The organism is Pedobacter frigoris, from assembly GCF_005116445.1.
In the GTDB taxonomy this organism is placed as follows: domain Bacteria; phylum Bacteroidota; class Bacteroidia; order Sphingobacteriales; family Sphingobacteriaceae; genus Pedobacter; species Pedobacter frigoris.
Genome location: NZ_SWBQ01000004.1, coordinates 192,863 through 219,226, shown reverse-complemented (window position 1 = coordinate 219,226; position 26,364 = coordinate 192,863). Strand labels below are relative to the sequence as shown.

Sequence of the window (26,364 nt, the reverse complement as noted above, 5' to 3'; positions counted from 1 at the left end):
GAGATCTCTCTCAGAGATCGAGATGACGCCTGCTAATGCGCAGCCAACCAGGTTTCACCCTGACCAATCTCTATTTCAATCGGCACGGTAGTTTTAATAGCCGTCTTCATGCGATGTGCAATGATCTCTTTCATCTCCTCTACCTCGGTCTTTAACACATCAAACACCAACTCATCATGTACCTGCATGGTCATTTTAGACTGCAATCCCCGATCTTTAATGTCTTTATGGATATTGATCATAGCTACTTTGATCATATCGGCAGCAGAGCCTTGTATAGGTGCGTTAATCGCATTTCGCTCTGCAAAGCCTCTTACTGTCTGGTTAGCTGAATTGATGTCTCTCAGATATCTTCTACGGCCTAGGATCGTCTCTACAAATCCATTCTCCCTGGCAAAGTTCATGGTGTCTGACATGTATTTTTTAATTCCGGGATATTGCGCAAAATATTGTTCAATGATTTCAGCAGCTTCCTTACGTGGTATCCCCAGGTTCTGAGATAAACCAAATGCAGATTGACCATAGATAATCCCGAAGTTGACCGCCTTTGCATTTCTACGCTGGGTGCTATCTACTTCTTCAATAGAGATACCATATACCTTTGCCGCTGTAGCCGTGTGAATATCTATACCTTTATTGAAGGCATCCAGCATATTTTCTTCTTTGCTGATGTCCGCAATGATCCTCAATTCTATCTGCGAATAATCTGCAGACAACAGGATGTGGTTTTCATCTCGTGGGATAAAAGCTTTCCTCACCTCTCTGCCTCGCTCGGTACGAATAGGAATGTTCTGTAAATTCGGATTGTTAGAGCTCAATCTTCCGGTAGCTGCTACGGCCTGATTATAGCTGGTATGCACCCTTCCCGTCTTAGGGTTGACCAGCAACGGCAGTGCATCCACATAGGTAGATTTTAGCTTCTGCAACTGACGAAAATCAAGGATATCTTTTACAATATCACTTTTGTTCGCCAGTGCAAGCAACACATCTTCTCCGGTCTGGTATTGCCCGGTTTTGGTTTTCTTTGCCTTAGGATCCAATTGTAATTTATCAAACAAAACCTCCCCCAGTTGTTTAGGTGAGGCCAGGTTAAATTTAATTCCGCATTTATCATATACATTCTGCTCAAATCTTCTGATGTCCAGCTCCAGCTCTTTTGAATAGTTGATCAGCGTATCCATGTCTATCCGTACCCCTTCCTTTTCAATATCAGCAAGTACGTAAATCAGGGGGTTTTCAACATCAGTAGCCAGTTGTTCCGCATTTAACGTTGTGAGCATCGGTCTGAAAGTATTTGCCAATTGTAAAGTCACATCAGCATCTTCTGCAGCATAGTCTACTACCTTCTCTACCGGCACATCACGCATGGTCCCTTGGTTTTTTCCTTTGGGACCGATTAGTGTAGTGATGGAAATCGGAGAATAGTTCAGGTAATTCTCTGACAGCACGTCCATATTGTGTCTTGTATCAGGATCTATCAGGTAATGCGCCAGCATCGTATCAAAGAGCTTTCCTTTAATAGCAACACCATACCACATCAGGATCAGCATATCATACTTGATATTCTGACCAATCTTAGCTATATTTTCGTTCTCCCAGACTACCTTGAATTCATCTACGATCAATTGTGCCACGTCCCTGTTTTCAGGGACAGGTATGTAATAGCCTTCACCTGGTTTAAAACTGAAAGATAAACCCACAAGATCTGCAAGGTTAGCATCCGTTCCGGTAGTTTCGGTATCAAAAGATATACTTTCCTGTTGGAGCAACAGGCTTATGAGCTCTTTGCGGAGTTCAGGGGTGTCAATTAATTTATAGTCGTGAGGTGTATTTTCAATGGTTTTTGCGGCAGGCTGGTCAAACATTTCGGGTGTAGCCACAAACACTTTTGATTTACTTTCAGGCTGTTCTACTGCATTGCCAAAAAGATCTGTTTGCATACCTGCGCCACCTTTTGCATCATTTACACTGAAACTCTCTCCAAATACTCGCTTTCCAATGGTTCTGAATTCGAGTTCAGCAAAAAGAGGTTCCAGCAGTTCTCTGCTTGGTTCTTCCAGCAATAAAGATTGCTCATCAAACTCAACAGGCACATTTAAAAGTATTGTTGCTAGTTTTTTAGAGATCATTCCCTGCTCAGCATACGTTTCCACATTTTCACGGAGCTTGCCTTTCAGCTCATGTGCATTGGCAATGATATTTTCTACTGAACCATATTGTTTGATCAACGTCTTTGCCGTTTTTTCGCCCACACCCGGAATACCCGGAATGTTGTCTACGGCATCGCCCCAAAGCCCAAGAATATCAATTACCTGCTCTACATTTTCTATTTCCCACTTGGCCAGTATTTCCGGCACGCCCAACACTTCCATATCATTGCCCATTCTGGCAGGTTTATAAATGAAAATGTTTTCTGATACCAGCTGTGCAAAATCCTTATCAGGGGTCATACAGTATACCTGAAATCCCTGGCGCTCTCCTTCTTTGGCAAGTGTGCCAATGATATCATCAGCTTCATAACCATCTTTAGTAATGACAGGGATACCAAAACCCTCAATCAGCTTACATACATAAGGTAAGGCCGTAGCCAGATCCTCAGGCATGGCCTGTCTGTGTGCTTTGTAAGCTTCAAAATCAGTATGTCTTTCCGTAGGAGCCTCGGTATCAAAAACAACTGCGATATGTGTAGGCTTTTCCTTTTTTAATACTTCCAACAAAGTATTGGCAAAACCCATTACCGCCGAGGTATTGATACCTGTAGATGTAAAACGGGGATTTTTGCTCAATGCAAAATGTGCTCTGTAAATCAGCGCCATGCCGTCAAGAAGGAAAAGTTTTTTCATCTGTTTATTGTTTGTTTTTCTTCGGTGATGAAGCTATCATCAAGATGATGGTTTCATCTGTTTAACTATTGTTGTTTGGATAAAGGTACTAATACTCTAATAATTTCCGTTATTTGGTCATTATGAAATCTACAAAGACACTTCTTATTCTATTTGTACTCACATTAAGCTGCATTTGGGCCAATGCACAGGATGTAGTGATGATCAGTCCGGGGAATTTTGTGCGCGGAACTATCAAAGGCACAAACTTTTCAAGTGTCATTCTTAAAAACGATGATGAATCTCTGGCCCAGTATAATGCCAAGGACATTAAAGAATTCGTGTGGAATGGCGAAACTTATGTCAGCAAGCCGATTGTGGTAAAAAAGAAAATGGAATACCGGTTCTTCAAACTGGTGGAGCAGGGTGTTGTTAATTTGTATGCCATTGGCGGAAATACAACCGCTGAAGAGCCTCAGGTAAAAAGGGCTAAAGTAAGACCTAATATCAGCATAGGAGGCAGAACAGGAGGTTTTGGTGGTGTAGGAGGCGGAATCACATTTGGTGGCGGCAGGCGCAGCAGTGAAGAAACACAGGGCAGAACAGTACTACCAGTTGCTTATTTTCTTGAAAAACCAGGAACCGGACCTATCCAGGAGCTACCTGTTGAAGGCGCTGCCACCGCAGCAAAGACCCAGCTCATCAAGACCGTGCTTTTGCAAAAGCTAAATAATGATGAGGATCTTGCGGAACGCATCAATGCGACCGAAGCTTTTGATGCCAAATTACTCAGGGCCTTTGTAGCTGCTTATAATTCAATGAGGAAATAATGTTATCTGCTCACGCAACTCAGTTTATGGTCATTCACCATTCCGGTAGCCTGCATGTGTGCGTAACAGATTGTAGTTCCAAAAAATTTAAATCCCCGATTCTTCATATCCTTGCTAATTGCATCGGATAACTCAGTCCGCGCAGGTATATCTTTCATGGTGACTACTTGATTTTGAATGGGCTTCTTATCGGGCAGATAGCCCCACATGTAATTAGAGAAAGATCCAAATTCCTCCTGGATATTTATAAAAAGCTTTGCATTGTTGATCGCTGCGAGAACCTTCAAACGATTTCTAACGACCCCCGGATCATTCATTAGCCGCTCCACATCCTTTTCATCAAATGCAGCAACCTTATTTACATCAAACCCGGCAAATGCTTTTCTGTAGCCTTCTCTTCTTTTGAGAATAGTGATCCAGCTTAGTCCTGCCTGTGCACCTTCTAAAATCAAAAACTCAAACAGTATCTTATCATCATAAACGGGCTTCCCCCATTCTTCATCATGGTATTTTACGTACAACGGGTCTGAACCGCACCAGTCGCATCTGATTATATTTTCCATAATTCATTAAAGACTAAGTTCATCCCAATATTCAACAGCGCGACGATAATGAGGGATCACGATTGATCCGCCAACGAGGTTAGCTATCATAAAGACCTCGTTGATTTCTTCATTACTCACGCCTTCGTTATGGCATTTTTCAAGGTGGTACTTAATACAGTCATCACACCTCAATACCATAGAAGCAACCAGACCCAGCATCTCCTTGGTCTTTACATTAAGCGCACCATCCGCATAGGTGGTTGTGTCGAGTGCAAAAAACCGTTTGATATTGGTATTTGCAGTTTCCATGATCCTATCGTTCATTTTAGTGCGATAGTCGTTAAATTCTTCTACTAATTTTGCCATAATCCTTCCTGTTATTTTGCTACAATTCTACCAGCGGATCCCAGAAATGCTTTTTAAAATTCTGGATCTTATCATCTTTGACAACAACCCCTTCCTTTTCCAGGAGCTCCTGCATGAGGTTTGGCTCTGAAAAATGAAATTTCCCAGTTAATAACCCACTACTGTTTACGACTCTATGTGCAGGTATAGGTGATGCGGCAAGATGTGCATTGCTCATCGCATAGCCCACCATTCTTGCTGACCCTCCGGAACCAAGGCCTTTGGCGATTGCTCCATAAGAAGTGACCCTTCCTTTCGGAATCAGCTTTACCAGCTCAAATACCTGATCATAGAATGACTGTTCCATTATTCAAAGGAGAATTGTATGTAATTAATATTTTTATCGTGTTTAAGATAGATTCTTTCGTAATGTGTTTTGATGGAAAGTACCGCATCCGCATATTCAGATTTATACAGTTCCTCGGTCTTTTTATGAGTAATCAATCCCAGTTCGGCGACCTTCTCTATGGTATAGGCGTGTAAGCCATCATTATCTGTTTTCAGGTTTACTTTACCTCCCTTTTTCAACAGTACTTTATAGCGATCGAGAAATGCAGGAAAGGTAAGTCTCTTTTTCTCTCTGCTATCCTGTGGCTGAGGATCTGGAAAAGTAATCCATATTTCATCGATCTCCCCTGCTTCAAAATAATCCATAATATCCTCTATCTGGATTCGTAAAAAAGCCAGATTGTGTATACCTTCATCCATACCGGTACGCGCTCCTCTCCAGATCCGATTGCCTTTGAGGTCTACACCGATAAAGTTTCTCTCCGGAAAAAGCTTTGCAAGGCCCACGGAGTACTCCCCTTTACCACAGGCCAGTTCCAGCACCACAGGATTGGTGTTCTTAAAATGATCTGCTACCCATTTTCCTTTTAATGCTTTCCCTTCATCAAGCTGATAAACATTTGGAAAGGTATCGATTTCTGCAAATTTTCTTAATTTGTCTTTACCCACTGCTTATTTGAATTTTAATGACAAATCTATGCAAAACTTCTTACGCTACATCATCCTTCTTACACTACGTGACCGAACCAAGGAGAGAACTCTCTTTTGTTTGTGCAAAGTTCAAGAGATCTTTCGTATAGCTTGCGCCGAACTCGTTTTTCAGTATCGGGTTGACAGCCATATCAAATAACGAAAGGATTTCATACTTTTGTACCCATAAAAATTCAAGTGGAAAAGAGCGCAAAAATATTCGTAGCAGGTCATCGCGGCATGGTTGGATCAGCCATTTACCGTAAGCTTATCAAAGAAGGTTATAGTAATTTGTTAGTCAGAACTTCTTCTGAGCTAGACTTGCGTAACCAGCAGGACGTAACAGATTTCTTTGAAGCGGAGAAGCCTGCATATGTATTTTTAGCAGCAGCCAAAGTTGGAGGTATTGTTGCCAACAATACCTACAGGGCAGATTTTCTTTATGAAAATCTTTCTATACAGAATAATGTGATCCACAATGCTTATAAAACAGGCGTTAAAAAACTGATGTTTTTGGGTTCAAGCTGTATTTATCCTAAAATGGCTCCTCAGCCATTGAGAGAGGACTACCTGCTTACAGGTCTCCTGGAGGCAACTAATGAGCCTTATGCCATCGCGAAGATTGCCGGCATTAAAATGGCCGACGCTTACCGTGCGCAATATGGCTGTAACTTCATATCTGTGATGCCCACCAACCTCTACGGTTACAATGACAACTACCACCCTCAGAATTCGCATGTGCTACCTGCTCTGATCCGCAAGTTTCATGAAGCAAAATTAAATGGTGCAACTGAAGTTGTGATCTGGGGATCCGGTTCTCCTATGCGTGAGTTTCTTTTTGCCGATGACCTCGCTGATGCCTGTTATTTTTTAATGCAGGAATATGATGAGCCGGGGTTTTTAAATGTTGGGACAGGAAAAGACCTGAGCATTAAAGATCTTGCTTTAGTCATTAATAAGATTGTTGGGTTTGAAGGCGAACTTACTTTTGACAGTTCGAAACCAGACGGAACTCCCCGTAAACTGATGGATGTCTCTAAGCTTCACGCATTAGGCTGGAAACACCAGATTGAATTGGAAGAAGGAATTAAATTAGCTTACCGCGATTTTTTAGAAAAGCAGTAGCTTTATCCCACCCCCATTTTTTAAATGCGAAATTCTTATTTAACATTATAATCTAAATTGATATCTTTGTTAAAGAAAATAAGATTTAGCTATATGACACTTGTACAACTGGAATATATCGTTGCTGTAGACACATACCGAAGCTTTGTCGGGGCTGCCCAAAAATGTTTTGTAACACAACCTACGCTCAGTATGCAGGTACAAAAGCTGGAAGAAATGCTTAATGTTAAAATTTTTGACCGAAGTAAACAACCTATTATTCCAACAGAAATAGGCGCACAGATTATTGAACAGGCAAGACTGGTTTTACAGGAGAGTCAGAAGATCAAAGAGATCATCAACAGTCAGCAGCAGGACGTAGTTGGCGAGCTCAAAGTCGGCATAATCCCAACTGTAGCTCCTTACCTTCTCCCAAGGGTTATATCAGCAATGATGGAGAAATATCCGGAACTGAAATTACTGATATGGGAATATACGACAGAAGATATCATACACCACCTGAAAACGGGTGTTTTAGATTGTGGCATTCTTGCTACTCCTCTGGCAGATTCATCAATAGAGGAAATGCCTTTGTATTATGAAAACTTTGTAACCTATATCAGCAAAAACAGTAAATTATTTAAAAAGAAAACGATAGATGCCAATGACCTCGAAGATGAAAACATATGGCTATTAAATGAAGGACACTGCATGCGTGCGCAAGTGCTGAACATCTGCAGATCCACAAAAAACAACCGTCTTCAGGGACTTACTTATAATACAGGAAGTGTGGAGACCCTCATTCGCATGGTCGATATCAACAATGGGGCTACTTTGCTTCCTGAGCTTGCGCTTGCCGAATTGACCAATAAGCAGCTTAGTAAAGTGAGAAGCTTTAAGTCTCCGGAGCCTGTTCGTGAAATCAGCCTTGCTACACATAAGAACTTCATTAAGAAAAGAATGCTAAATGCCCTTAAAGAAGAAATCCTTCTTATCATTCCAAAGACGATGAAGCAGAAAAAGAAAAAAGATATAGTGGGCATCTGAAAAATCTTTCCATATTTCTATAGCAGCATAAGCTACAAACAATAGCGTATCAGCTGAATCTTCTGACACGCCATTATTATAACCGCCTGCTAAAACTTAACGCCTAAACCTATTGAGAATGTGAGCATTCTGGTGTCTAAATTATTGCCATTGTCTGCCGATGAACGGTTAAAAACTGGCAGCAATGTATAACTGGTTCTGAAATCAGCAAAGACGCTGGTTCTGCCTGTATTGTTCTCCCCAACTTTGACGCCGGCCAGTAAGCTATTGTTAAAATGATTGACATGCTCTAATGTGGTTTTTTCATTGTAGTTTCTCCTGTTGCCTCCATCTGGAGATTTTTCATACCTGAGTTTAGTAATATAGTTGACTGCCACGGCCGGTGCAATTCCTGCATAACCGGCAAACCAGACATTTGATGAAAGTTCATTAAAGAGATAGTTTACTGTCAACGGAAATTCTATATAATCGATGTTGTAGTTGAAATCATTGTAAGCCTGCTGTTCATTCCCATCCTCATCAATGATGACTACATCATAATTCTTCTCCCGATATGCCATTCCGCGAGAGTTATAGAGTATTTCCGCACCAACAGTGACGCGCCTGGAGACTGTTGCATCTGCAGTTAGCCCACCAAATCCCGACATCCTCAAAAAACGCCTGAACTCATTAAAACGATTCCGTTGAATTGGACCGAAGGGATCAACTGTACTTGTAAAAAGTGATCCGCTAATTCCAGCCTTGATGCCGAATTTCACCTTTTTTTCAAAAGGCTGCTGAGCATGGCTATATAACCCATACAAGAGCAGTATGCCTAAAATAGATTTGAATTTCATAAAGTTTACATTTGTGTGTATACTAATCTATGAAATATTATTTGTTAAGTATCCTCAGCACATTTATGTTACAGATGGTCATTCCTATGTCTACCCTAAAGGGGATATATTTTAAAATTTGGCAATAAAAAAAGCCCGAGAATTAAATATCCCGGGCCTTTTTTATTACTTTATATTGGTTTTAAGCTTTTTTGAAACGCTCAGCTACTGCATCCCAGTTTACCACATTCCAGAAAGCAGAAATATAGTCAGGGCGTCTGTTTTGATATTTTAAATAATAAGCATGCTCCCATACATCCATACCTAAAATTGGAGTTCCTTTTACTTCAGCGATGTCCATTAAAGGATTGTCTTGATTTGGAGTTGAAGAAACCACTAATTTTTTGTCAGCACCAACACTTAGCCAAGCCCATCCAGAACCAAAACGGGTTGCTCCTGCTTCAGCAAACTTAGTTTTGAAATCAGCAAATGAACCAAAAGCTTTATTGATAGCTTCTGCAAGTTCCCCTTTAGGTTCTCCGCCATTATTTGGACCTATAACTTCCCAAAACAAAGAGTGATTATAGTGACCCCCGCCATTATTTCTTACTGCAGGTGGGAATTTAGAGATGTTTTTAACAATTTCTTCGATGCTTTGGCTCGCCTCAGGCTTGCCTTCTAAAGCTTTATTTAGGTTGGTTACGTAAGCCTGGTGATGTTTACCATGGTGAATTTCCATAGTTTGTTTATCGATATGCGGTTCTAATGCATCTGTTGCGTATGGTAACGCAGGTAATTCAAAAGCCATGTTATATGATTTAAGTTTAAAAAAAATTATTTTATTGCGGCACAAATAATCTGCACTCGCTTCTATAAGGCAAATATAACATTCGGGGGTTAAGTTTTGTTCTTTACTTTGTAAAGTTTAACCCCTTTTGTCGATAAAAAAACGAGTCATTAATGCTCCGCATTCCTCTGCAAGTACACCCCCCGTTAAAACCGTCTTTGGATGAAGTAATTGCGCGCCCTTGGTTGTGAACCCTCGTTTAGGTTCTGCGGCACCATAAACGATCTTACCGATTTGTGTCCAGTAACTAGCTCCTGCGCACATTACACACGGCTCTATGGTAACATACAAAGTACATTCCTTTAGGTACTTTCCCCCAAGCGTCTGCGCTGCAGCCGTAAAAGCCTGCATTTCAGCATGAGCGGTAACATCATTCAACTGTTCGGTCAAATTATAACCCCTTCCGACTATTCGTCCCTTACAAACAACAATAGCACCAATGGGAATCTCTTCTGCATTATACGCCTTCTGTGCCTCCTGCAGGGCCAGTCGCATGTAATGCTCATCTTCTGCTGCAGGATTCTCTTCTTCTGAAAAATTGTAAAAGCTCATGCCTCAAAGATAGTATTTATATCATTTTACTTCCATTCGGAGTAATCGAATGCTGCTATGATTGTCCCTCCAAGCAACTCTACCTTTTTAAAATCATTCCAGGTTATCTCTTCCATATCGTAAAATTACAATTTTATGCACGGCGTATATGCCCGCCGTTATATTTTCTGCTACTTTTGCAGTATGATTGATGTAATACTTAAAAAAGGTAAAGAAAAAGCAGCAGTACTCCGCCATCCATGGATCTTTTCAGGTGCAATTGAGAAGATTAAAGGAAAGCCTGAAAATGGCGAGGTTGTAACAGTAAAGTCAGCAGAGAAAGAATTTCTTGCCTATGCTTATTATAACGATCAATCTAGGGTTGCACTTCGCTTGCTGGAATGGGATGAAAACATTACCATCGACAAACAATGGTATCAAGAAAAACTTAGCAAAGCTCTCGCCTCCCGTTCACATGTGCTGGATGAAAATACAAATACCTGCAGACTGGTATTTAGTGAAGCTGATTTTTTACCTGGCTTAATCGTCGACAAGTATGCTGATTTTTTATCCCTGCAAGTCCTGAGTGCTGGAATAGAAGCCGTACAAGAAGACATCATCACAATTCTTAGGGATCAATTGAACCCTAAAGGTATCTTTGACAAGAGTGATGGAGGCGCCCGTAAACATGAAAACCTGGAACCCGTTCAAGGCCTTTTGTGGGGAGAAGTCCCTCCTGAATTCATCGAAGTGAAAGAAAATGGCATTACTTACCATATCAATATAGCAGACGGACAAAAATCCGGCTTTTATTGCGATCAGCGCGACAACAGACTAATTCTTGCTGAATACACGAAAGATAAAACTGTATTGGATTGCTTTTGCTATAGCGGTGGGTTTTCATTAAATAGCCTGAACAAAGGCGCTACTCATGTGACCAGTGTAGACAGCTCGGCGCTCGCCATTGAAACCCTCATGCACAATCTGGAACTGAACGGTTTCTCTAAAGACAAACAGAATAGTATACAATCAGATGTAAACAAACAATTAAGGGCCTTTAAGGAAGAAGGTAAAAAGTTTGATGTAGTTATATTAGATCCACCCAAATACGCTCCGTCAAGAGCCGCCTTAGATAGAGCTGCACGTGCCTATAAAGACTTAAACAGATTAGGGATGCTGCTGTTGGAAAGCGGCGGGATTTTAGCTACATTCTCCTGTTCAGGAGCGGTAGATCTGGAAACATTTAAGCAGATCATTGCCTGGGCAGCTTTAGATGCAGGTAGGGAAGTCCAGATCATCAAACAATTCAGTCAGCCTGAAGATCATCCTATCCGTATTTCTTTTCCGGAAGGAGAATACTTAAAAGGGTTACTTTTAAGAGTCCTGTAATACGTCACGTCATACATTACGTCTCTTTATACTGAAATAATTTCAGCGTCAGGATGTCGGAGCCCTTTAGTCTTCAGGCAGTTTATCGTATTCCCCTTTAAAGGCGTAATATCCAAATACGACCAGGCCGGTACTAATGGGAATAAAAATAAATAGAATAATCCCCCATTGCAGAGCGGTATTGGTTTTGGCTACTCCTTCGGGAGCTAAACCAATCTTCTCAAATGCCTGTATAAACATAAATATGATAGAGGTAGGACCAAGTACGATCCAAAGTAATCCGAGTGCTTTCTTTAATACGTTCATAGTAATCTTCTAATTATTCAACCTCTCCGTGGTCAGGCTTTTTGTTCGACAAATAAACTGCTCCTATAATGAAACTTAATGCGGCAATGCCTATTGGATACCAAAGTCCGGACAGCGGCGTAGACCCCGAAAAACTTGCAATCAAAGTTGCAATAAATGGCACCAACCCGCCAAACACACCATTACCTACGTGGTAAGGGAGAGACATAGAAGTATACCTGATCTTCGTTGGAAACAGTTCTACAAGAAATGCTGCTATCGGTCCGTAAACCATTGTCACCAGTAGAATCTGAAAAAAAATAAGGGCTACGAATTTCCAGAAAACCGGCGCAGCCAATACCTTGTCTTTATAGGTAGTTACCAGCGTATCCGGCGAACCGCTTTCATATTTGGTAGCCGTTTGAACTTTTGTATACGACATCCCGCTTATCAGGGTAATCCGTGTGGATGTTGTGTATAAAACATCAGTTGTAGCATCTGCAGATATCCGTTTGACCACTGGCTGCTCACTTTTCAAAACCTGTTCAGTGGACACCTTGCTCACATCGGTATCATCCAGGAAAATCTGATAGATTGGCCTGTAAAAGATAATTCCCAGCAACATCCCCGTAAGCATAATCCACTTCCTGCCGACTTTATCGCTCCAGGAACCAAATACGACAAAAAAAGGCGTAGCAAAAGCAATTCCCCAAAGCAGGATGTACCTCGAGTCATTAAAGTCGAGTTTACATGTGTTTTCCAGAAAAGACTGTGCATAGAACTGACCGGTATACCAGATCACACCCTGACCCATCGTAGCGCCAAATAAAGCAAGCAATACCATTTTAAAGTTAGCCTTGCGACTGAAGCTTTCTTTTAAAGGGTTTTTAGATACATTGCCTTCTGTCTTCAGTTTAGTAAACATCGGAGACTCATGCATCTTCATCCTTATATAAATGGAAACGCCCACAAGGAGTATAGATAGCAAAAATGGAATTCTCCAGCCCCAGTCTGCAAAATCTTCTGCTCCCATAATGTTTTTGGTAAGCACTATGATGCCCAGGGAGAGGAACAATCCTCCTGTTGCAGTGGTCTGTATCCAACTGGTAAAAAATCCTCTTTTATTATCAGGTGCATGTTCTGCAACATAAGTGGCCGCGCCGCCATATTCACCTCCGAGCGCAAGCCCCTGTACCAATCGAAGAATCAGCACCAAAATAGGTGCGGCATAACCGATGCTGGAATACGAAGGAATAAGACCGATGAGAAAAGTAGATCCGCCCATTAAAACCAATGTCAGAAGAAAAGTATATTTCCGGCCAATAAGGTCCCCCAATCTTCCAAAAACAAGGGCTCCAAAAGGACGAACTATAAATCCAGCAGCAAATATAGCCAGTGTATTGATTAAAGCGGAAGCACCTGCGTCAGCAGGAAAAAGCTGAGCCCCTATGATGGTCGCTAAACTCCCGAAAATATAGAAATCATACCATTCAATCAGCGTTCCCAAAGAGGAGGCGCCTATTACTTTAAAGATACTGGTTTTTTGTGGTTCCTGGCTCATACACGGAATTAGAATATCTGGCTTACTTTTAAAGCTACAATTTATTCTCAATTCTAAGCTACGGAAATCTTAAAAGTTATTCTTCTTCTTTAAAATAAACTTTGTAATAATTCATGAACTTATCGTCATCAAATCCTTTCTCTATTAACTCTTTATCACCATGAATATAAATGTGGAAGTTTTTATCAAGTTTGAGTACACTTTTAAAGACACGCGCCTGCTTTTTTACAGCTGCTCCCGAAATATCAAAACTATCTGGAATGGGCGCATCGAATTCCTCCTCATAGTTTTTTTTGTAGTTTTTAAATGACTCAATCCCTTCTGCATTCCCAATAACCTCATTTGAAAACTCATCAAGGTCAAAGCTTTCCTTTTCTTTGAAGTACTTCATTGACTTATTCAACAAGTCGATTTTATCTGCTTTAGATATCTCGAAATCCTGATCAAGTTTTTCTGTCACAAAATTCTTATAAACACCCAGCACATTGTTGGTCTGATTGAAATTGTCATTCCTGATCTTCAGTTTCAGGAACTCATCTTTCCAGTAAACCGCTTCTGAACTTCTGTTGGTGTGATCAATAACAGCAACACGAAATCCTTCTTCTTTATCTGTATTAAAGATCAGGCAACCTTTATCCAGTTTATTGATGTTAATAGCATCTTTCTCATAACTTAAGGCAAACCCGCTGTTTTCAGGATATACTTTTAAATAAGTTTCTTTAGTCTCAGATTTAAAAATCCCTATTGCATCGTGAAGTTCTCCTTCAATCTGTACATTTTCGAAATAAGCCAGGTACAGCTCCCCTGATTTTATTTTCGGATGACCTGAAACATCGTACAGGTATTTTGCCAATTCTTTACTGTTTGCGTGGAATTTCCCTCCATCGGCAAATATTTCGGCAGCAAAATGGTATACTTCATTAAGGTTTAAGTCTGAATTTGGATGAAAAAAACGATAGACTTCGTTTACTTTTTCATAAGGTCCAAGAAAGTACTGCTGCAATAAATTACTAAGCATATTGTCTTGAATGCCTACCGACTGTTCGGACAACACATAAAATTCATCCTGGGATTTATTTCCAATTCTATGTATGGAAAGCTCTGCCAGGGAGGCTTCAAAAAAAGAAATCATTTAAAAGGGGGCTATTTTTCAGTTTGCTCTTCGCGCGGAGTATTTCTCAGCTCAAGCGGTTTTTTAGCATTTTTTTTCATCTTCAAATTCAGCATCTCAACAAGGATCGAGAATGCCATAGCAAAATAGATGTACCCCTTAGGAATATGCTGATCAAGGCCTTCTGCCAATAAAGACACGCCAATTAGCAGCAAAAATGACAACGCAAGCATTTTTACTGTTGGGTGGTTGTTTACAAAATTACTGATGGCACTAGCGGAAACCATCATGATGATTACAGCGATAACGACTGCAGCGATCATGATTTCAACATGCTCGGCCATACCGACCGCTGTGATAACCGAATCTAGCGAGAAAACAATATCCAACAGCAAGATCTGAACGATCACTCCTGAAAAAGAATACACTTTACCTTTTTGCTCTTTTTCTTCTTCACTCTCCAGTTTATCATGTATTTCATGGGTGCTTTTATAGATAAGGAACAATCCTCCAACGATCAGGATCATATCCCTCCCTGAGATAGCCAGCTTGTCCAGCCATTCGGGACTGCTCACTCCGAACCACGAACCAATATTAAATAATGGGGTGGTTAAAGTCATTACCCATGTTAGTGAAAGCAACAATAAAATTCTGGTGATCATAGCCAGGGCCAACCCGACTTGACGTCCCTTTTTCTGCTGATGTTCAGGAAGTTTACCTGAAAGGATTGAAATAAAAATAATATTGTCTATGCCCAGGACAATCTCCAGAATGGTTAAGGTTAAGAGCGATATCCAGGCTTCAGGACTGCTTAAGAATTCCATATGGTAAAATTTATGTTGCCGCTAAGATATAAAAAAAGCTTGCTGAATTCATCAACAAGCTTGGTCACATTTGGTTTAAATTCTAATTAATAGCTATTGACCCGTAAGAAGAGGAGATTTTTAACCTGGCGTTTCCTCCTGAACCGATTTTTCCTGAATACACTTTGCTCTGTGCATCTCCACTTGATTTTACCAGAACTCTACTCCCGGATTTGAATGACGTATTTGAGGTTTCAATATCCAGTATTCCATTGTATCCCTCGTTAAACTTTAATGCTGTTTTAAGATAAGCTCCATCAATGTCGAGCGACTTACATGCGCTAGCCACATTGCCTATAGTCAGCGCATTGTATTGCATTGAAAAGGAGCCATTACCCTTCAAACTCCCAATTGTAATGTTCGCGTACTGAGCATCTGCATTAATCGTGTTTGCCGTATTAATACTTAAATTGCTGTATTGCTGGACTATTTTGGCAAGCCCTGTAATCGCTCCTATGTTTACAGCAGCGTATGAGGCATCTAAATCCAGATGCTTAACAGTGCCAATGGTAAGACCCGACCCGTATTGCTGTACAATGGTACCTTTTTCCGTGATATTGCTAATCTGAACAGCCGCATAAGACGCATCGAGATCTAACGTTTCCACCGTCCCTATAGCTATTCCCGCACCATATTGCTGCACAATTTCGGCCTTGTTAATGCTGGCTATTGTTGACCGTCCATAGTTTATTGAAATGTTATTTTTTGTGTTCTTTAGATTTCCGGCTGTAAAATTTCCATACTGGATCGTGGCATCAAGCGCCCCCGATAAATCACCAATAGTTACATTTCCATAGTCGTGGCTTAAATCAAGATTATTACCTTCCGGCATATACACAAGGTAATTGATCTTAACTTCAGTTCTCCATTTTTTGCTATTCTTACCATTGCCATTTGTAAGTTTCGTATCCAGAATCACCTCACCATTTCGCTTAACCATATCAATAGCAACCATATCCATCAACTCCTGAGCTTCGGATGCACTACCGCCATAAACCTTAATATCTACGTCAATTTTTACTTCTTTCTTAGTCCAGGTCTTGATTTCCATTGTACCATATTGATTATTCAAAACGACCCGATCGGCATTACTCACGGGAAAAGACTTACTTATTTTCTTTGACTTTATCGGATCCCCCTCTTCGATTTGATTTAAAATAGCCACGGGATTTTGCAGATCAATTGCCTGATGAGCTACTATTGCTACCTGATCCTGCGAAGGAAAACTCAATGTGGTAATCGATTGTGCATTTGCCAGACTAACCATCAGCATCGCGACGAACATCACTTTCAACAACTTTTTCATATCTGATTTTCTTTTTTATACGCGTTCACCTGGCTGATTACCGACAATTGCTGATTAATGATCTGCAATTGTATTTCAAGATTCCTCACCATTGCCTGCACAACAAGCTTTTGATCCGGACTATGCTGCAGTTCCATTTTTAAATTGATGTAGTCCTTATTCAGTTCAAGCAAATCATTGCTAAACTTATTATAGAGATCAGGATTATCCTTCGCGTAAATCTGCAAGCTGTCCTTCTTTTCTTCAATAAGGCTTGCAAACTTCATTTCCTTTTTAGCATAACCAGGATTAACATCTGCTATCTCAACCTCTTTTTTACGATTAAAATAAGTATACATAAAAACAAAAGTCATTCCCGCAAGCAGGGACGCCGCAGCACCTAACCAAAACGGCAATCCTAAGCGTTTTTTTTTCTTTCCCGACTCCCTTTCATTTAGACCCACCTCGATCTTACACCAGAGATCTTCAGAAGGCACCCCAATGTCAAATGCCTTTTTATTTTCCTTAACGTACTCTTCTATTTTTTTGCTCATCTCATGCTCCTTTCTTTTTCTAATAAGCTGTTCAATTTAATTTTTGCCCTCAGGTATTGAGAACGCGAGGTATTTTCGGATATTTTTAAAATGTGAGCTATCTCTTCATGATCATACCCTTCAAATAAATACAAAGTCAGAACTACTCTATATCCATCAGGAAGCTTCGACATGGCATCTCTAACTTGTGTTACTTTAAACTCCAGATCTTCTTTATTATGTTCTATATTTTCTTCGGCAATATCTATTGTCTCAAGGCTTACAAATTCAGCCTTACGTGTCCTGAGGTGGTTTATTGATTTATTAATTACAATCTGTTTAAGCCATAGACCAAAGGTGGTTTCAGCCCTGAAACTGTCTATCCTTATAAAGGCATCTAAAAATGCTTCCTGCAGTATATCCTCCGCCTCTGCCTCATCACTCACAATCCTTAGGGCTGCATTATACATTGCTTTAGCATACAATTTGTAGATTTCAAATTGTGCCTTTCGATTGCCCTTTCGGCATTCATCTACCAAGCTGACGTGTTTGTCTATGTATACGGCTTCCAATGTCTTTCTTATTCAGTCTATATGACAATGTAATAATTGAAACGTTGCATCAGCCTTTAATAATTTTTTAATATCCCAAGTAAAATCACCTCAGGTTGAAATATGTGGTTCAAAATCAATATTTTTGCCGCTTAATTATTTTAATAATGCTAAGAACAACTACTTGCGGCGCTTTAACCATTAAGAACCTGGGAGAAAACGTAATCCTATGCGGTTGGGTACAAAAATCAAGAGATTTAGGAGGGATGACATTTATTGACATCCGCGACAGGTATGGAATTACTCAATTGGTTTTCAATATGGATGATAACCGTGAACTATGTGAAGCAGCGCGTAATTTGGGTAGGGAATTCGTAATTAAGGCTTCTGGTCTTGTAGTAGAACGCTCTAATAAAAACTTGAAAATGCCGACAGGGGAGGTTGAAATAAAGATCACTGCCCTCGAAATACTAAATGCAGCAAAGCTTCCTCCTTTTTTAATAGATGATGAAACTGATGGCGGAGATGATCTCCGAATGAAATACCGCTATCTGGACTTACGCAGGAACCCGGTACGTAATAATATGGTTTTACGTCATAGAATGGCGCAGGCTGTACGCAGATACCTTGATGGGCTGGACTTCATAGAAGTAGAAACACCTATATTGATCAAATCCACTCCTGAAGGTGCGCGTGACTTTGTTGTACCAAGCAGGATGAATGCTGGTGAATTTTATGCACTTCCTCAATCTCCTCAAACCTTTAAACAATTATTAATGGTCTCAGGGTTCGATAGGTATTTCCAAATTGTAAAATGCTTTAGAGACGAAGATTTACGCGCGGATAGGCAACCTGAGTTTACTCAGATAGATTGTGAAATGTCTTTTATTGAGCAGGAAGATATATTAAATACTTTTGAAGGATTAATCCATACTTTATTTAAAGACATTAAGGGAATCGACCTGCCAGAAGTTCCAAGAATGCAATATGCCGACGCAATGCGCTTGTATGGATCAGATAAACCTGATACTCGCTTTGAAATGCAATTTGTGGAGCTCAACGATATTGTTAAGGGTAAAGATTTCCCTGTTTTTGATAATGCTGAACTTGTAATTGGCATAAATGCTAAAGGTTGTGCGGGCTATACCCGTAAACAGATTGATGAGCTGACAGCCTTCATTAAACGCCCCCAGATTGGAGCAACTGGCTTGATTTACTTAAGACATAATGAAGATGGCTCTTTAAAATCATCTGTAGATAAATTCTACGATGAAGATGAATTAAAAAAATGGTCTAATGCGCTTAATACCGTTCCTGGAGATTTGGTCCTCATTATGGCCGGACTACAGGATAAAGTCCGCAAACAACTAAGTGAACTACGCCTGGAAATGGGCTCCCGCTTAGGACTGCGTGATAAAAACACTTTCAGCGCACTTTGGGTACTTGATTTCCCTTTATTAGAATGGGATGAAGAAACGGAACGCTATCATGCAATGCATCATCCTTTTACTTCTCCAAAACCAGAAGACATCGACTTACTGGATACAAAACCGGGTGAAGTAAGAGCTAACGCTTATGACATGGTCGTAAACGGCACTGAAATAGGTGGCGGTTCAATTCGTATACATGACAGGACCTTGCAGGCACTGATGTTTAAACATCTCGGATTCTCTCCTGAAGAAGCTCAAAAACAGTTTGGATTCTTAATGGATGCCTTTGAGTTTGGTGCGCCTCCACATGGCGGTATTGCATTTGGGTTTGACCGACTGTGTTCAATTTTTGCCGGTTTGGATAGCATTCGCGATGTTATCGCATTCCCAAAAAACAATTCAGGACGTGACGTAATGATTGATAGCCCTTCAACTATTGATGACAAACAATTATTGGAGCTAAAAATAAAGACGACCGTTTAAATAATAAGCACCAACAAAAACGGCCGTCTGATTAGATGGCCGTTTTTGTTTTAATAGGTTTCGCTGTCGGGAGGAATTCCATAATCTACATAGCCCTCGCCTTTTTCCTGTTTCTTTTTTCCTTTTCCAAACCAGGATTTAACGGAATTGAAAATAGCGGACAAATGTTCTCCGTCAAGAGCCTTACCAACTTTTCCTGAGGCCAACCCTACCAATGCCTTGGTTATAATCCCTGAGCCTCTAAAAAGCGTGCTATTCATCAACAGCGGAAGCGCAAGGGACATCACACTGCTGCTAATATTTAGCTTATCATCTATTTTTAAAAAAGCAGAAGGAGTTGCGTATTTTTTAATAAGGCTTCCAAATGTAAACTGCTTAAGATATGCTTTAGTGTCTTTAACTAAAGCCGCTCCCTGCAGCTCATTCTCAGCCTTTAAACTGCAGACCCTTGCATGCAGTTCTTCAAGATTTTTAATATTATATCTTTTGTTCTTCATCATCCTTATCCGCTAATTTGTTAAAATAGTTCTTGATAGTGAAGTTAATTATCGCTTTCTCTATATACTTCTCTTTCGTATAATATACTATAAGTGCTAAAAGGATATAAATAACAGCCACGCACCCAAATCCTCTGGTATAACTCCCCAGCACGTCGGATAAAAAAAGTGCTAAGGTAAATGTACCAAAAAGGAAAGCCAGAATAAAGCACATTGCTACCGCTGCATTGGTAACAATATCGGCAAATATTTTAGATACTTTTTCAACCAGATACAGCCGGGTATATTCAACCTTGGTATCCAGGTAACCTTTCGCATCTTCATATAGGTCTTCAATACCCTTTTCTTTATTCTCTTCCTGCATTACGTTATAGTTTAAACAAGTTATTAAGCGTGTTCAACATCATCTACAAATTCTTCTTCTGTTTGGCGAAGCTTGCTTTTTACAGAATCCACTACCTTGTCTCTTAAACTGGCAAGATTGTTTATTTCATCCGCTGCTTTGTCTTTAATTGAATCTCCAAGATCTTTTAGTGACTGGCTTAACTTATCCCTAGTCTCGCTTCCTTTCTCAGGAGCAAATAACAAACCTAATGCCGCACCTGCAGCTAAACCGGCCAGAAGACCTACTAATACTTTTGAATTATCGTTCATGACATTTAAATTTTATATTTTAATAATTAGTTTCCACCAACAACCTGTATCACTATAACTCACCTTGGTCTGAAATTGTTTTAATTCTCTCCAATCTTTCCGAGGCCATAGCGCTTGTTTCGTATATTTTAATCAATAATACGAAATAGGATAATAACAAAGGGCCAAATACTAACCCTAAAATTCCAAATAAGGGTATACCAATAACTACGCCAATTACAGTTATAATGGGATGAATATTTCCGACCCGCTTTGCAATCATAAGCCGCAGCACATTATCTATATTAATGATGACCACAAATCCAAAAATCAACATTGCCCAGCCTTCAAAATTATTTCCGTTTGCTATTTGCATCAATGCCGCAGGTGCAAATATTACCGGAGGCCCCAATACAGGCACAAAACATATAAAAGTTGTAATAACTCCCCAAAAGACCGGATCTGCATAACCCAACACATAAAAAGACAAGCCCAGCAGAGAACCCTGAACCAAAGCTATAAAACCCTGACCAACGACATTGGCGTATGTAGTATTTCTCATCTCTTCTGCAAAACGCACCGCATTTTGCGATCTGAAAGGTGCATATTTTACTAACGCTGCTTCGAATCGTTCCATCTCGACCAGCATAAAGTAGAGTAAAAAATACATGATCAGCAGCCCTAAAACAATATTAAATGCCCCAGAAATCAGCGAAGGAAAAAGTTCCGTAGCCCATACTCCCGCCTTTTTTAATCCGTCTTCTACGATATTTTGCAAATCGCCTCCTATTGGAATTAAGTGCTTGAGTTTAAAAAGCATATTTTTAAAGTAAGAAGGGTCACTTTGTAATTCTGCTATTTTGTTGATTACCATACTACTTAAGGCATAGAACGGCAAAATGATAACAACAATGGAAACAAAAAGCAACAATAGCGCAGAGAATCTCCTGTTGATCTTTTTCACATCTGTCATATAAAGATAAGCCGGACGAAGTATTGTATACAGCACAAGTGTGCTAAGTATTGAACTAAAGATCCCGAGTAATGAATATGTGATTAAACAGCCTAACACTATTATAATCAATAAATTAATATTGTTCCTTTGTTTATATGTAAATAATGACATGACAACCGTCTTTTAAAACCATAGAGCTCCTTCGTGATATATGGGTATGTGTATCAAAAACAAACTGCCTTCCGGAATGCTTTTTAGTTCTAAGCTACCATTATGCGTTGTCAGCACACGTTGTGCATGCGTTAAACCTAAACCATTCGCACGTTTTTTTGTTGTGAAAAAAGGTTCGAATATTTTGTGCTGATTTGGCGGATCAACTCCTATACCGTTATCTTCCACTCCAATTTCATACATATCATCATTTACCCTACAAGTAATATGTATTTTTTTCGGATAACTCTGCATCGCTTCTACTGCATTTTTTATAATGCTTTTCAATGCCTCTTTGATCTTAGGCTTATCCAATAACACCTTTTTGTCCAAATGCAAAAGTGTTGTTGTCAACTCTATATTATGCCCAAGAATCAAATCCTCCAGATCGGCAACTGATTCTTCTATAACTTCCTTCATTTGATGACGCTGAAGGTTTAAATTCTTTGTTTCTGTACTGGAAATAAAATTCTGGATTAACTGAGTAACCCGATCGCAATTCCCTTTTATAATCTCAAGATAAGCTTGAACGGACTCGTTATTCGCTATTGCACTTTCAGCTGAAAGTTCATCTAAGGCAAGGTTAATTGTAGAAAGTGGGTCACGTATTTCTTCACCTAATCCTTTTGCAATATGCTCAGAAATATACATTTTGCCCAAGCTGACAGATTTTTCTTCTATATGTCTCCGATAGCTCAAGTCCCGGATTATAGTATGGTAAACTTCAGATACATTAACCAGGTCCATTTGTATAAAAGAAGACAAGCTGCAATAATAGACCGTTCCATCCTCTGAAACCAGTTCACATTCGAAATCACTCAGGGAACCGTTGGCCTCAAGCATTTCCTTAAAACGCTCTCTTTCCATCGCATTATTAAAAATTGCAGCATCTTTCAGGTTAATAAACTCGCTGCGCTCATAACCGAAAAACTTGAGTCCGCTGCTATTTATATCATGTATTGTGCCTAAACAATCAGACACTAGTATCGGATCATTTGCTTGCTCAAAAATCGCTCTGTATTTGCGTTCACTATCTTTTAGCGCCTTCAAAATTCCAGCCTGCTTAATGGAGTACCTGATACTGCGGTCTAGCAAAGGCGGTTCGATCTCATCTTTTACCAAATAGTCTGCAGCCCCAATGTTCATTGCTTGTTCATCTATCGTGATGTCTCCCTTTCCTGTAAGCATAATGATTGGTTGCTCACAGCCGGAATTAATAGCCTCTTCAAGCAAGTCAATACCTGTTCCTTTACCAAGTCTGTAGTCTACAAGATAAACATCAAACTGTTTTTTGTTAATTGCACTAATCCCCTTATCATAATTGTCGACCCAGGCAAGGGTATATCTTTCAGAAATATGATTAAATATGCCCTTTGTCAGGATATAATCATCCTCGTCGTCATCGATTAAAAGTACTCTTACTTGCTTCATGCTTCAATTAATTCGTTTGTTTTACGGGCAATATTACTTTAAAAGTTGCCCCTTGATTCCGCATTCCCTCTGCGAAAATAAATCCGGAATGGTTATCTGCAATTTTTTTACAAATTGCCAATCCTATTCCTGTTCCTTCATATGCCGCTCTTGAATGGAGGCGATGAAAAATATCAAATATTTCATCTGCGTCTTCTTCATCGAACCCGATGCCATTATCTGTTACTTCAACAACACAATAATTTTGATTTTGATTGCATTCCACGCGATTAATTTCACTTCCGGTTAAATAAGCTCCGGTAATCTGTATTTTAGGAGCTACGCCTGGTTCTGTAAATTTCAGCGAATTAGCTATTAGATTCTGGAACAATTGTATGAGCTGACTTTCAATACCGAATACCTCGTGTTCAAGCAATACTTCAACCTGAGCATCCTTTGAATCTATGATGAAATCGAGTTCCTTGAGCGTTTTTTCGACAACTGTTTTGAGGCCAATCTTTACAAAATTTCTTTTATCCCTTGTTGCCTTAGAGAAAGCGAGTAAATCTTCAATTAATGCCCGCATTCTTTCGGCGGCCTTACGCATTCGATCAATATAATCTATTGCTTCTGGCTCCAGATCTTTGGAAAATTGATTCTTTAACCGTTCTCCAAACGCCTGGATTTTTCTGAGCGGCTCTTGCAAATCGTGTGAAGCAACATAGGCGAACTGTTCCAGATCTTCATTGGAGCGATTAAGCGCCAACATCTTCTCTTCTAACAAGACCTGAGCTTCTCTTAATTCGGTCACATCCTGAGTGTTGCCAACGTAAGCATAATTGTCGTTCAATCCAATTCGCTTATATTCCGCTGCAGACAATACATGTCTTATTTCGCCAGAGGGCCTTACTATCCGATAATTTATTTTAAATGAGGCCCTTGTTGCTCTCGCTTGTTTAAATTCAGTTAACACACGGCTCAAATCATCTTCATGAATCAGTGTTTGATAAAATATATCGTTTACGAAAACAGAATGAGGTAGAAATCCATGAATGTTATACATTTCATCGGACCACAGTAAAAACTCCTTATCATCAAGCCATTCCCAACTACCACTATGAGAAACTATTTCAGCCTCCCGCAATAGAGATTCATTTATTTTTAGTTTCAATACCGCCTGCTTAAGTTCTGTTATGTCTTGTACGGTACCAATAAGCTTATTCTCCTTTTCAATATACCTCCCTTGTCCCAGTACATATTTTCGTATTCCGGAAGGCTGGATGATTTGATACTCAACAGCAAAAGTTGTTTTATTGGTTATAGCAAAATTCAGCTCTTTAACCACTTTTTGCCGGTATTCAGGAGCAATAATCTGTTCGCTTATGATCTCATCGGGAACAAGGCTTAGATCTTCAATCCCATATATCTTATACAACTCATCAGACCAGCTGACAGTTTTTTGGTCAATGAATATTTCCCAACTACCGAGATGGGAAATTAATTCTATTAATGCAAAATGCTCATCTCTCAGGATTAAGGAATTGTTCTTGTTTTGTAAATCCTCCACTATGTTTTTTAAGCGGCGGACCGACAGTATACTCCCAGTAAGGCAAAATGCCAGAATCAGGCAACTTACAAAAAGAAGAGCGACGACAAACAACACTTACTCCAAATTAATAGCTTTCATCTTATTATATAATGTCTTTCGGTCGATATTTAAGATTTTAGCTGCCTTGGTTTTATTAAAGTTAACTTCCCTCAATACTTTTAGGATCGCATCATATTCTGCTTCCAAAGCGGCATTCTTTAAATCCCTGGGCTTATCAACACGTGAAGAAATTGAGTTTTCGATCGCAGATGCTTTTGCATAAGTTGAAATTTCAAGAGGCAATGCTTTTAATTGAATCTCCTGAGATTCAGTAAGTAAGGTTGCTCTTCTTACCACATTCTTCAACTCCCTTACATTTCCAGGCCAGTTATAGGTCAAGAAACAATCTTCTACCTCTTCTGAAAAGCTTTGGACATTTCTACCCAATTCCTGGTTTGCCACCCCTAAAAAGGTATTGGCAAAGACCATAATATCGCTACCACGCTGGCTTAAAGGAGGAAGACTTATGGAAAACTCATTAAACCTATGGTAAAGATCTTCTCTGAATCTCCCTTTCTGAATGGCATTAGCAAGATTCTCATTGGTAGCAACAATAATCCTCACATCCAAATCTATTTCTTTGGTACTGCCGATTCTTTTGATCTTCCTTTCCTGAACAGTTCTTAGAAGAGCCGCCTGTATTTCGTAGGAAAGATTACCTACTTCATCCAAAAACAGGGTTCCACCATTCGCCATCTCAAAATGCCCAATCTTAGTATAAAGAGCTCCGGTGAATGAACCTTTTTCATGACCAAAAAATTCACTTCCAGCCAATTCTTTGGTTAGAGATCCGCAATCCATTGCTACAAAAGGCCGGTCTTTTCGGGGGCTGTTCAAATGGATTGCCTTAGCAACAGATTCTTTTCCTGTACCACTTTCACCCGTTAAAATAACGCTATAGGATGTCGGGGCAACCAGTTGTATCTGCTTTAACAGTTCTTTGGAAGCTGCGCTTTGGCCTGCTACGAAATTCTCTGAAGAATTATACGTCTGTTTTACAGTTTTTTGCTTAGGCGCATCCACAGAGGCTTCGTTCTGATCAACATTCAATGCGATTTGGGTTTCTATTGCTTTATTAATAGTATTTAATATTTCATCAGGGTACAATGGCTTTGTGATGTAATCATAAGCTCCTAATTTAATTAGCTCAACAGCCAATTTTATATCTGAATAACCAGTAATAATGATCACACCGGTACTTGGATAACTTTCTTTAATCTTAATGAGCATTTCCTTCCCATCAGTATCTTCCAGTCTGTAATCACACAAAACAAGATCATACGTTTCTTTTGCCAAATACTCCATAGCAGCTACACCACTTGTAGCAGTAGATACACTAAATGAATTTCTGGTTAAAAATCTAGATAATAATAAACCTATGTTTACTTCATCATCAACAATCAATATTTTTCTCATATCAGGATTTATGGTTAGAGCGCATTCGTGACATAAATATAGCTAGTTTTTTTATAATGGGAAATATTTTCTACACTTTTATAAAACCCGCCCCACAACATAATTCAAGCACTGCTTAAGGCTGCCATTCAAAGTTGAATTCATGTTTAATAAACTGCAATAACACTTTGCAATAGATTA

At 39.7% G+C, this 26,364-nt stretch carries 27 protein-coding genes; 5 read left to right on the top strand and 22 right to left on the bottom strand.

The window, feature by feature from the left end:
* Positions 1-32: 32 nt before the first annotated feature.
* The gene (gene polA, locus FA047_RS14775; protein ID WP_136836850.1) at positions 33-2,843 is read right to left on the bottom strand and encodes a DNA polymerase I; all 2,811 of its coding nucleotides are present in this window, start codon (positions 2,841-2,843) and stop codon (positions 33-35) included.
* A gap of 122 nt (positions 2,844-2,965) precedes the next feature.
* Between polA and FA047_RS14770 the strand changes: the two genes are divergently transcribed.
* Entirely contained in the window at positions 2,966-3,652 is a 687-nt protein-coding gene (locus tag FA047_RS14770) for a hypothetical protein (RefSeq protein ID WP_136836849.1), read from the top strand.
* Between the two features lie 2 nt (positions 3,653-3,654).
* Here FA047_RS14770 and FA047_RS14765 read toward each other — a convergent pair whose 3' ends face one another.
* The 4 genes from FA047_RS14765 to trmB are packed head-to-tail and all read right to left on the bottom strand — an operon-like array spanning position 3,655 to position 5,559.
* Positions 3,655-4,215 (bottom strand): DNA-3-methyladenine glycosylase I, encoded by a 561-nt coding sequence (locus FA047_RS14765; RefSeq protein WP_136836848.1) that lies wholly within the window; start codon positions 4,213-4,215, stop codon positions 3,655-3,657.
* 6 nt (positions 4,216-4,221) lie between these two features.
* Positions 4,222-4,563, bottom strand: a complete 342-nt coding sequence (locus tag FA047_RS14760) for a carboxymuconolactone decarboxylase family protein (protein ID WP_136836847.1) — start codon at positions 4,561-4,563, stop codon at positions 4,222-4,224.
* 19 nt (positions 4,564-4,582) lie between these two features.
* On the bottom strand, positions 4,583-4,909 hold the full coding sequence (locus tag FA047_RS14755; protein ID WP_136836846.1) for an MGMT family protein: 327 nt from the start codon (positions 4,907-4,909) through the stop codon (positions 4,583-4,585).
* Positions 4,909-5,559, bottom strand: coding sequence for a tRNA (guanosine(46)-N7)-methyltransferase TrmB (gene trmB / locus FA047_RS14750; RefSeq protein WP_136836845.1), 651 nt, complete (start codon positions 5,557-5,559; stop codon positions 4,909-4,911). Before trmB ends, FA047_RS14755 begins: the two co-directional genes overlap by 1 nt.
* 219 nt (positions 5,560-5,778) lie before the next feature.
* Here trmB and fcl point away from each other — a divergent pair, with 219 nt between their 5' ends.
* Together fcl and FA047_RS14740 are read left to right on the top strand one after the other, a co-directional pair.
* On the top strand, positions 5,779-6,705 hold the full coding sequence (gene fcl / locus FA047_RS14745) for a GDP-L-fucose synthase (RefSeq protein WP_136836844.1): 927 nt from the start codon (positions 5,779-5,781) through the stop codon (positions 6,703-6,705).
* Between the two features lie 93 nt (positions 6,706-6,798).
* Positions 6,799-7,731 carry a hydrogen peroxide-inducible genes activator gene (locus FA047_RS14740; RefSeq protein WP_136836843.1) on the top strand — a complete coding sequence of 311 codons (933 nt, stop codon included), beginning with the start codon at positions 6,799-6,801 and terminating at the stop codon, positions 7,729-7,731.
* A gap of 89 nt (positions 7,732-7,820) precedes the next feature.
* Here the strand turns inward: FA047_RS14740 and FA047_RS14735 are convergent, their stop codons facing one another.
* From FA047_RS14735 to FA047_RS14725, 3 genes are all read right to left on the bottom strand, one after another.
* Complete coding sequence (locus FA047_RS14735; RefSeq protein WP_136836842.1) at positions 7,821-8,567, bottom strand: outer membrane beta-barrel protein; 747 nt, start codon at positions 8,565-8,567, stop codon at positions 7,821-7,823.
* A 181-nt stretch (positions 8,568-8,748) separates the two neighbouring features.
* Positions 8,749-9,354, bottom strand: coding sequence for a superoxide dismutase (locus tag FA047_RS14730; protein ID WP_136836841.1), 606 nt, complete (start codon positions 9,352-9,354; stop codon positions 8,749-8,751).
* Between the two features lie 117 nt (positions 9,355-9,471).
* Positions 9,472-9,945: a nucleoside deaminase gene (locus FA047_RS14725; protein ID WP_136836840.1), complete on the bottom strand. Its 474-nt coding sequence runs from the start codon at positions 9,943-9,945 to the stop codon at positions 9,472-9,474.
* 183 nt (positions 9,946-10,128) lie between these two features.
* Here FA047_RS14725 and FA047_RS14720 point away from each other — a divergent pair, with 183 nt between their 5' ends.
* Entirely contained in the window at positions 10,129-11,313 is a 1,185-nt protein-coding gene (locus FA047_RS14720; RefSeq protein ID WP_136836839.1) for a class I SAM-dependent rRNA methyltransferase, read from the top strand.
* Positions 11,314-11,379: 66 nt separating this feature from the next.
* On the opposite strand, the gene FA047_RS14715 is transcribed toward FA047_RS14720, so the two are convergent.
* The 7 genes from FA047_RS14715 to FA047_RS14685 all read right to left on the bottom strand — a co-directional run bounded on the left by FA047_RS14715 (position 11,380) and on the right by FA047_RS14685 (position 17,523).
* Positions 11,380-11,619: a DUF6814 family protein gene (locus FA047_RS14715; protein ID WP_136836838.1), complete on the bottom strand. Its 240-nt coding sequence runs from the start codon at positions 11,617-11,619 to the stop codon at positions 11,380-11,382.
* A gap of 13 nt (positions 11,620-11,632) precedes the next feature.
* Positions 11,633-13,159 (bottom strand): MFS transporter, encoded by a 1,527-nt coding sequence (locus tag FA047_RS14710; RefSeq protein WP_136836837.1) that lies wholly within the window; start codon positions 13,157-13,159, stop codon positions 11,633-11,635.
* A 76-nt stretch (positions 13,160-13,235) separates the two neighbouring features.
* Positions 13,236-14,291, bottom strand: a complete 1,056-nt coding sequence (locus tag FA047_RS14705; protein WP_136836836.1) for a nucleoid-associated protein — start codon at positions 14,289-14,291, stop codon at positions 13,236-13,238.
* An 11-nt stretch (positions 14,292-14,302) separates the two neighbouring features.
* On the bottom strand, positions 14,303-15,094 hold the full coding sequence (locus tag FA047_RS14700; RefSeq protein WP_136836835.1) for a TerC family protein: 792 nt from the start codon (positions 15,092-15,094) through the stop codon (positions 14,303-14,305).
* Between the two features lie 82 nt (positions 15,095-15,176).
* Positions 15,177-16,439, bottom strand: coding sequence for a hypothetical protein (locus tag FA047_RS14695; protein ID WP_136836834.1), 1,263 nt, complete (start codon positions 16,437-16,439; stop codon positions 15,177-15,179).
* Positions 16,436-16,972 (bottom strand): hypothetical protein, encoded by a 537-nt coding sequence (locus FA047_RS14690; protein WP_136836833.1) that lies wholly within the window; start codon positions 16,970-16,972, stop codon positions 16,436-16,438. The genes FA047_RS14695 and FA047_RS14690 overlap by 4 nt, the downstream gene beginning before the upstream one ends.
* Positions 16,969-17,523, bottom strand: coding sequence for an RNA polymerase sigma factor (locus tag FA047_RS14685; RefSeq protein ID WP_136836832.1), 555 nt, complete (start codon positions 17,521-17,523; stop codon positions 16,969-16,971). Before FA047_RS14685 ends, FA047_RS14690 begins: the two co-directional genes overlap by 4 nt.
* Before the next feature lie 146 nt (positions 17,524-17,669).
* On the opposite strand from FA047_RS14685, the gene aspS reads away from it, so the two are divergent.
* Positions 17,670-19,415, top strand: a complete 1,746-nt coding sequence (aspS, locus tag FA047_RS14680) for an aspartate--tRNA ligase (RefSeq protein WP_136836831.1) — start codon at positions 17,670-17,672, stop codon at positions 19,413-19,415.
* Between the two features lie 50 nt (positions 19,416-19,465).
* On the opposite strand, the gene FA047_RS14675 is transcribed toward aspS, so the two are convergent.
* The 7 genes from FA047_RS14675 to FA047_RS14645 all read right to left on the bottom strand — a co-directional run bounded on the left by FA047_RS14675 (position 19,466) and on the right by FA047_RS14645 (position 26,184).
* On the bottom strand, positions 19,466-19,915 hold the full coding sequence (locus FA047_RS14675; RefSeq protein ID WP_225872746.1) for a hypothetical protein: 450 nt from the start codon (positions 19,913-19,915) through the stop codon (positions 19,466-19,468).
* Positions 19,893-20,276, bottom strand: coding sequence for a phage holin family protein (locus tag FA047_RS14670; RefSeq protein WP_136836830.1), 384 nt, complete (start codon positions 20,274-20,276; stop codon positions 19,893-19,895). The genes FA047_RS14675 and FA047_RS14670 overlap by 23 nt, the downstream gene beginning before the upstream one ends.
* A 23-nt stretch (positions 20,277-20,299) precedes the next feature.
* On the bottom strand, positions 20,300-20,566 hold the full coding sequence (locus FA047_RS14665; RefSeq protein WP_136836829.1) for a YtxH domain-containing protein: 267 nt from the start codon (positions 20,564-20,566) through the stop codon (positions 20,300-20,302).
* A 52-nt stretch (positions 20,567-20,618) separates the two neighbouring features.
* Positions 20,619-21,671, bottom strand: a complete 1,053-nt coding sequence (locus FA047_RS14660) for an AI-2E family transporter (RefSeq protein ID WP_136836828.1) — start codon at positions 21,669-21,671, stop codon at positions 20,619-20,621.
* 12 nt (positions 21,672-21,683) lie between these two features.
* Complete coding sequence (locus FA047_RS14655) at positions 21,684-23,141, bottom strand: hybrid sensor histidine kinase/response regulator (protein ID WP_136836827.1); 1,458 nt, start codon at positions 23,139-23,141, stop codon at positions 21,684-21,686.
* 7 nt (positions 23,142-23,148) lie between these two features.
* Positions 23,149-24,687: a sensor histidine kinase gene (locus FA047_RS14650; RefSeq protein ID WP_169304417.1), complete on the bottom strand. Its 1,539-nt coding sequence runs from the start codon at positions 24,685-24,687 to the stop codon at positions 23,149-23,151.
* A gap of 96 nt (positions 24,688-24,783) precedes the next feature.
* Positions 24,784-26,184: a sigma-54-dependent transcriptional regulator gene (locus tag FA047_RS14645; RefSeq protein ID WP_136836825.1), complete on the bottom strand. Its 1,401-nt coding sequence runs from the start codon at positions 26,182-26,184 to the stop codon at positions 24,784-24,786.
* Between the last annotated feature and the right edge of the window lie 180 nt (positions 26,185-26,364).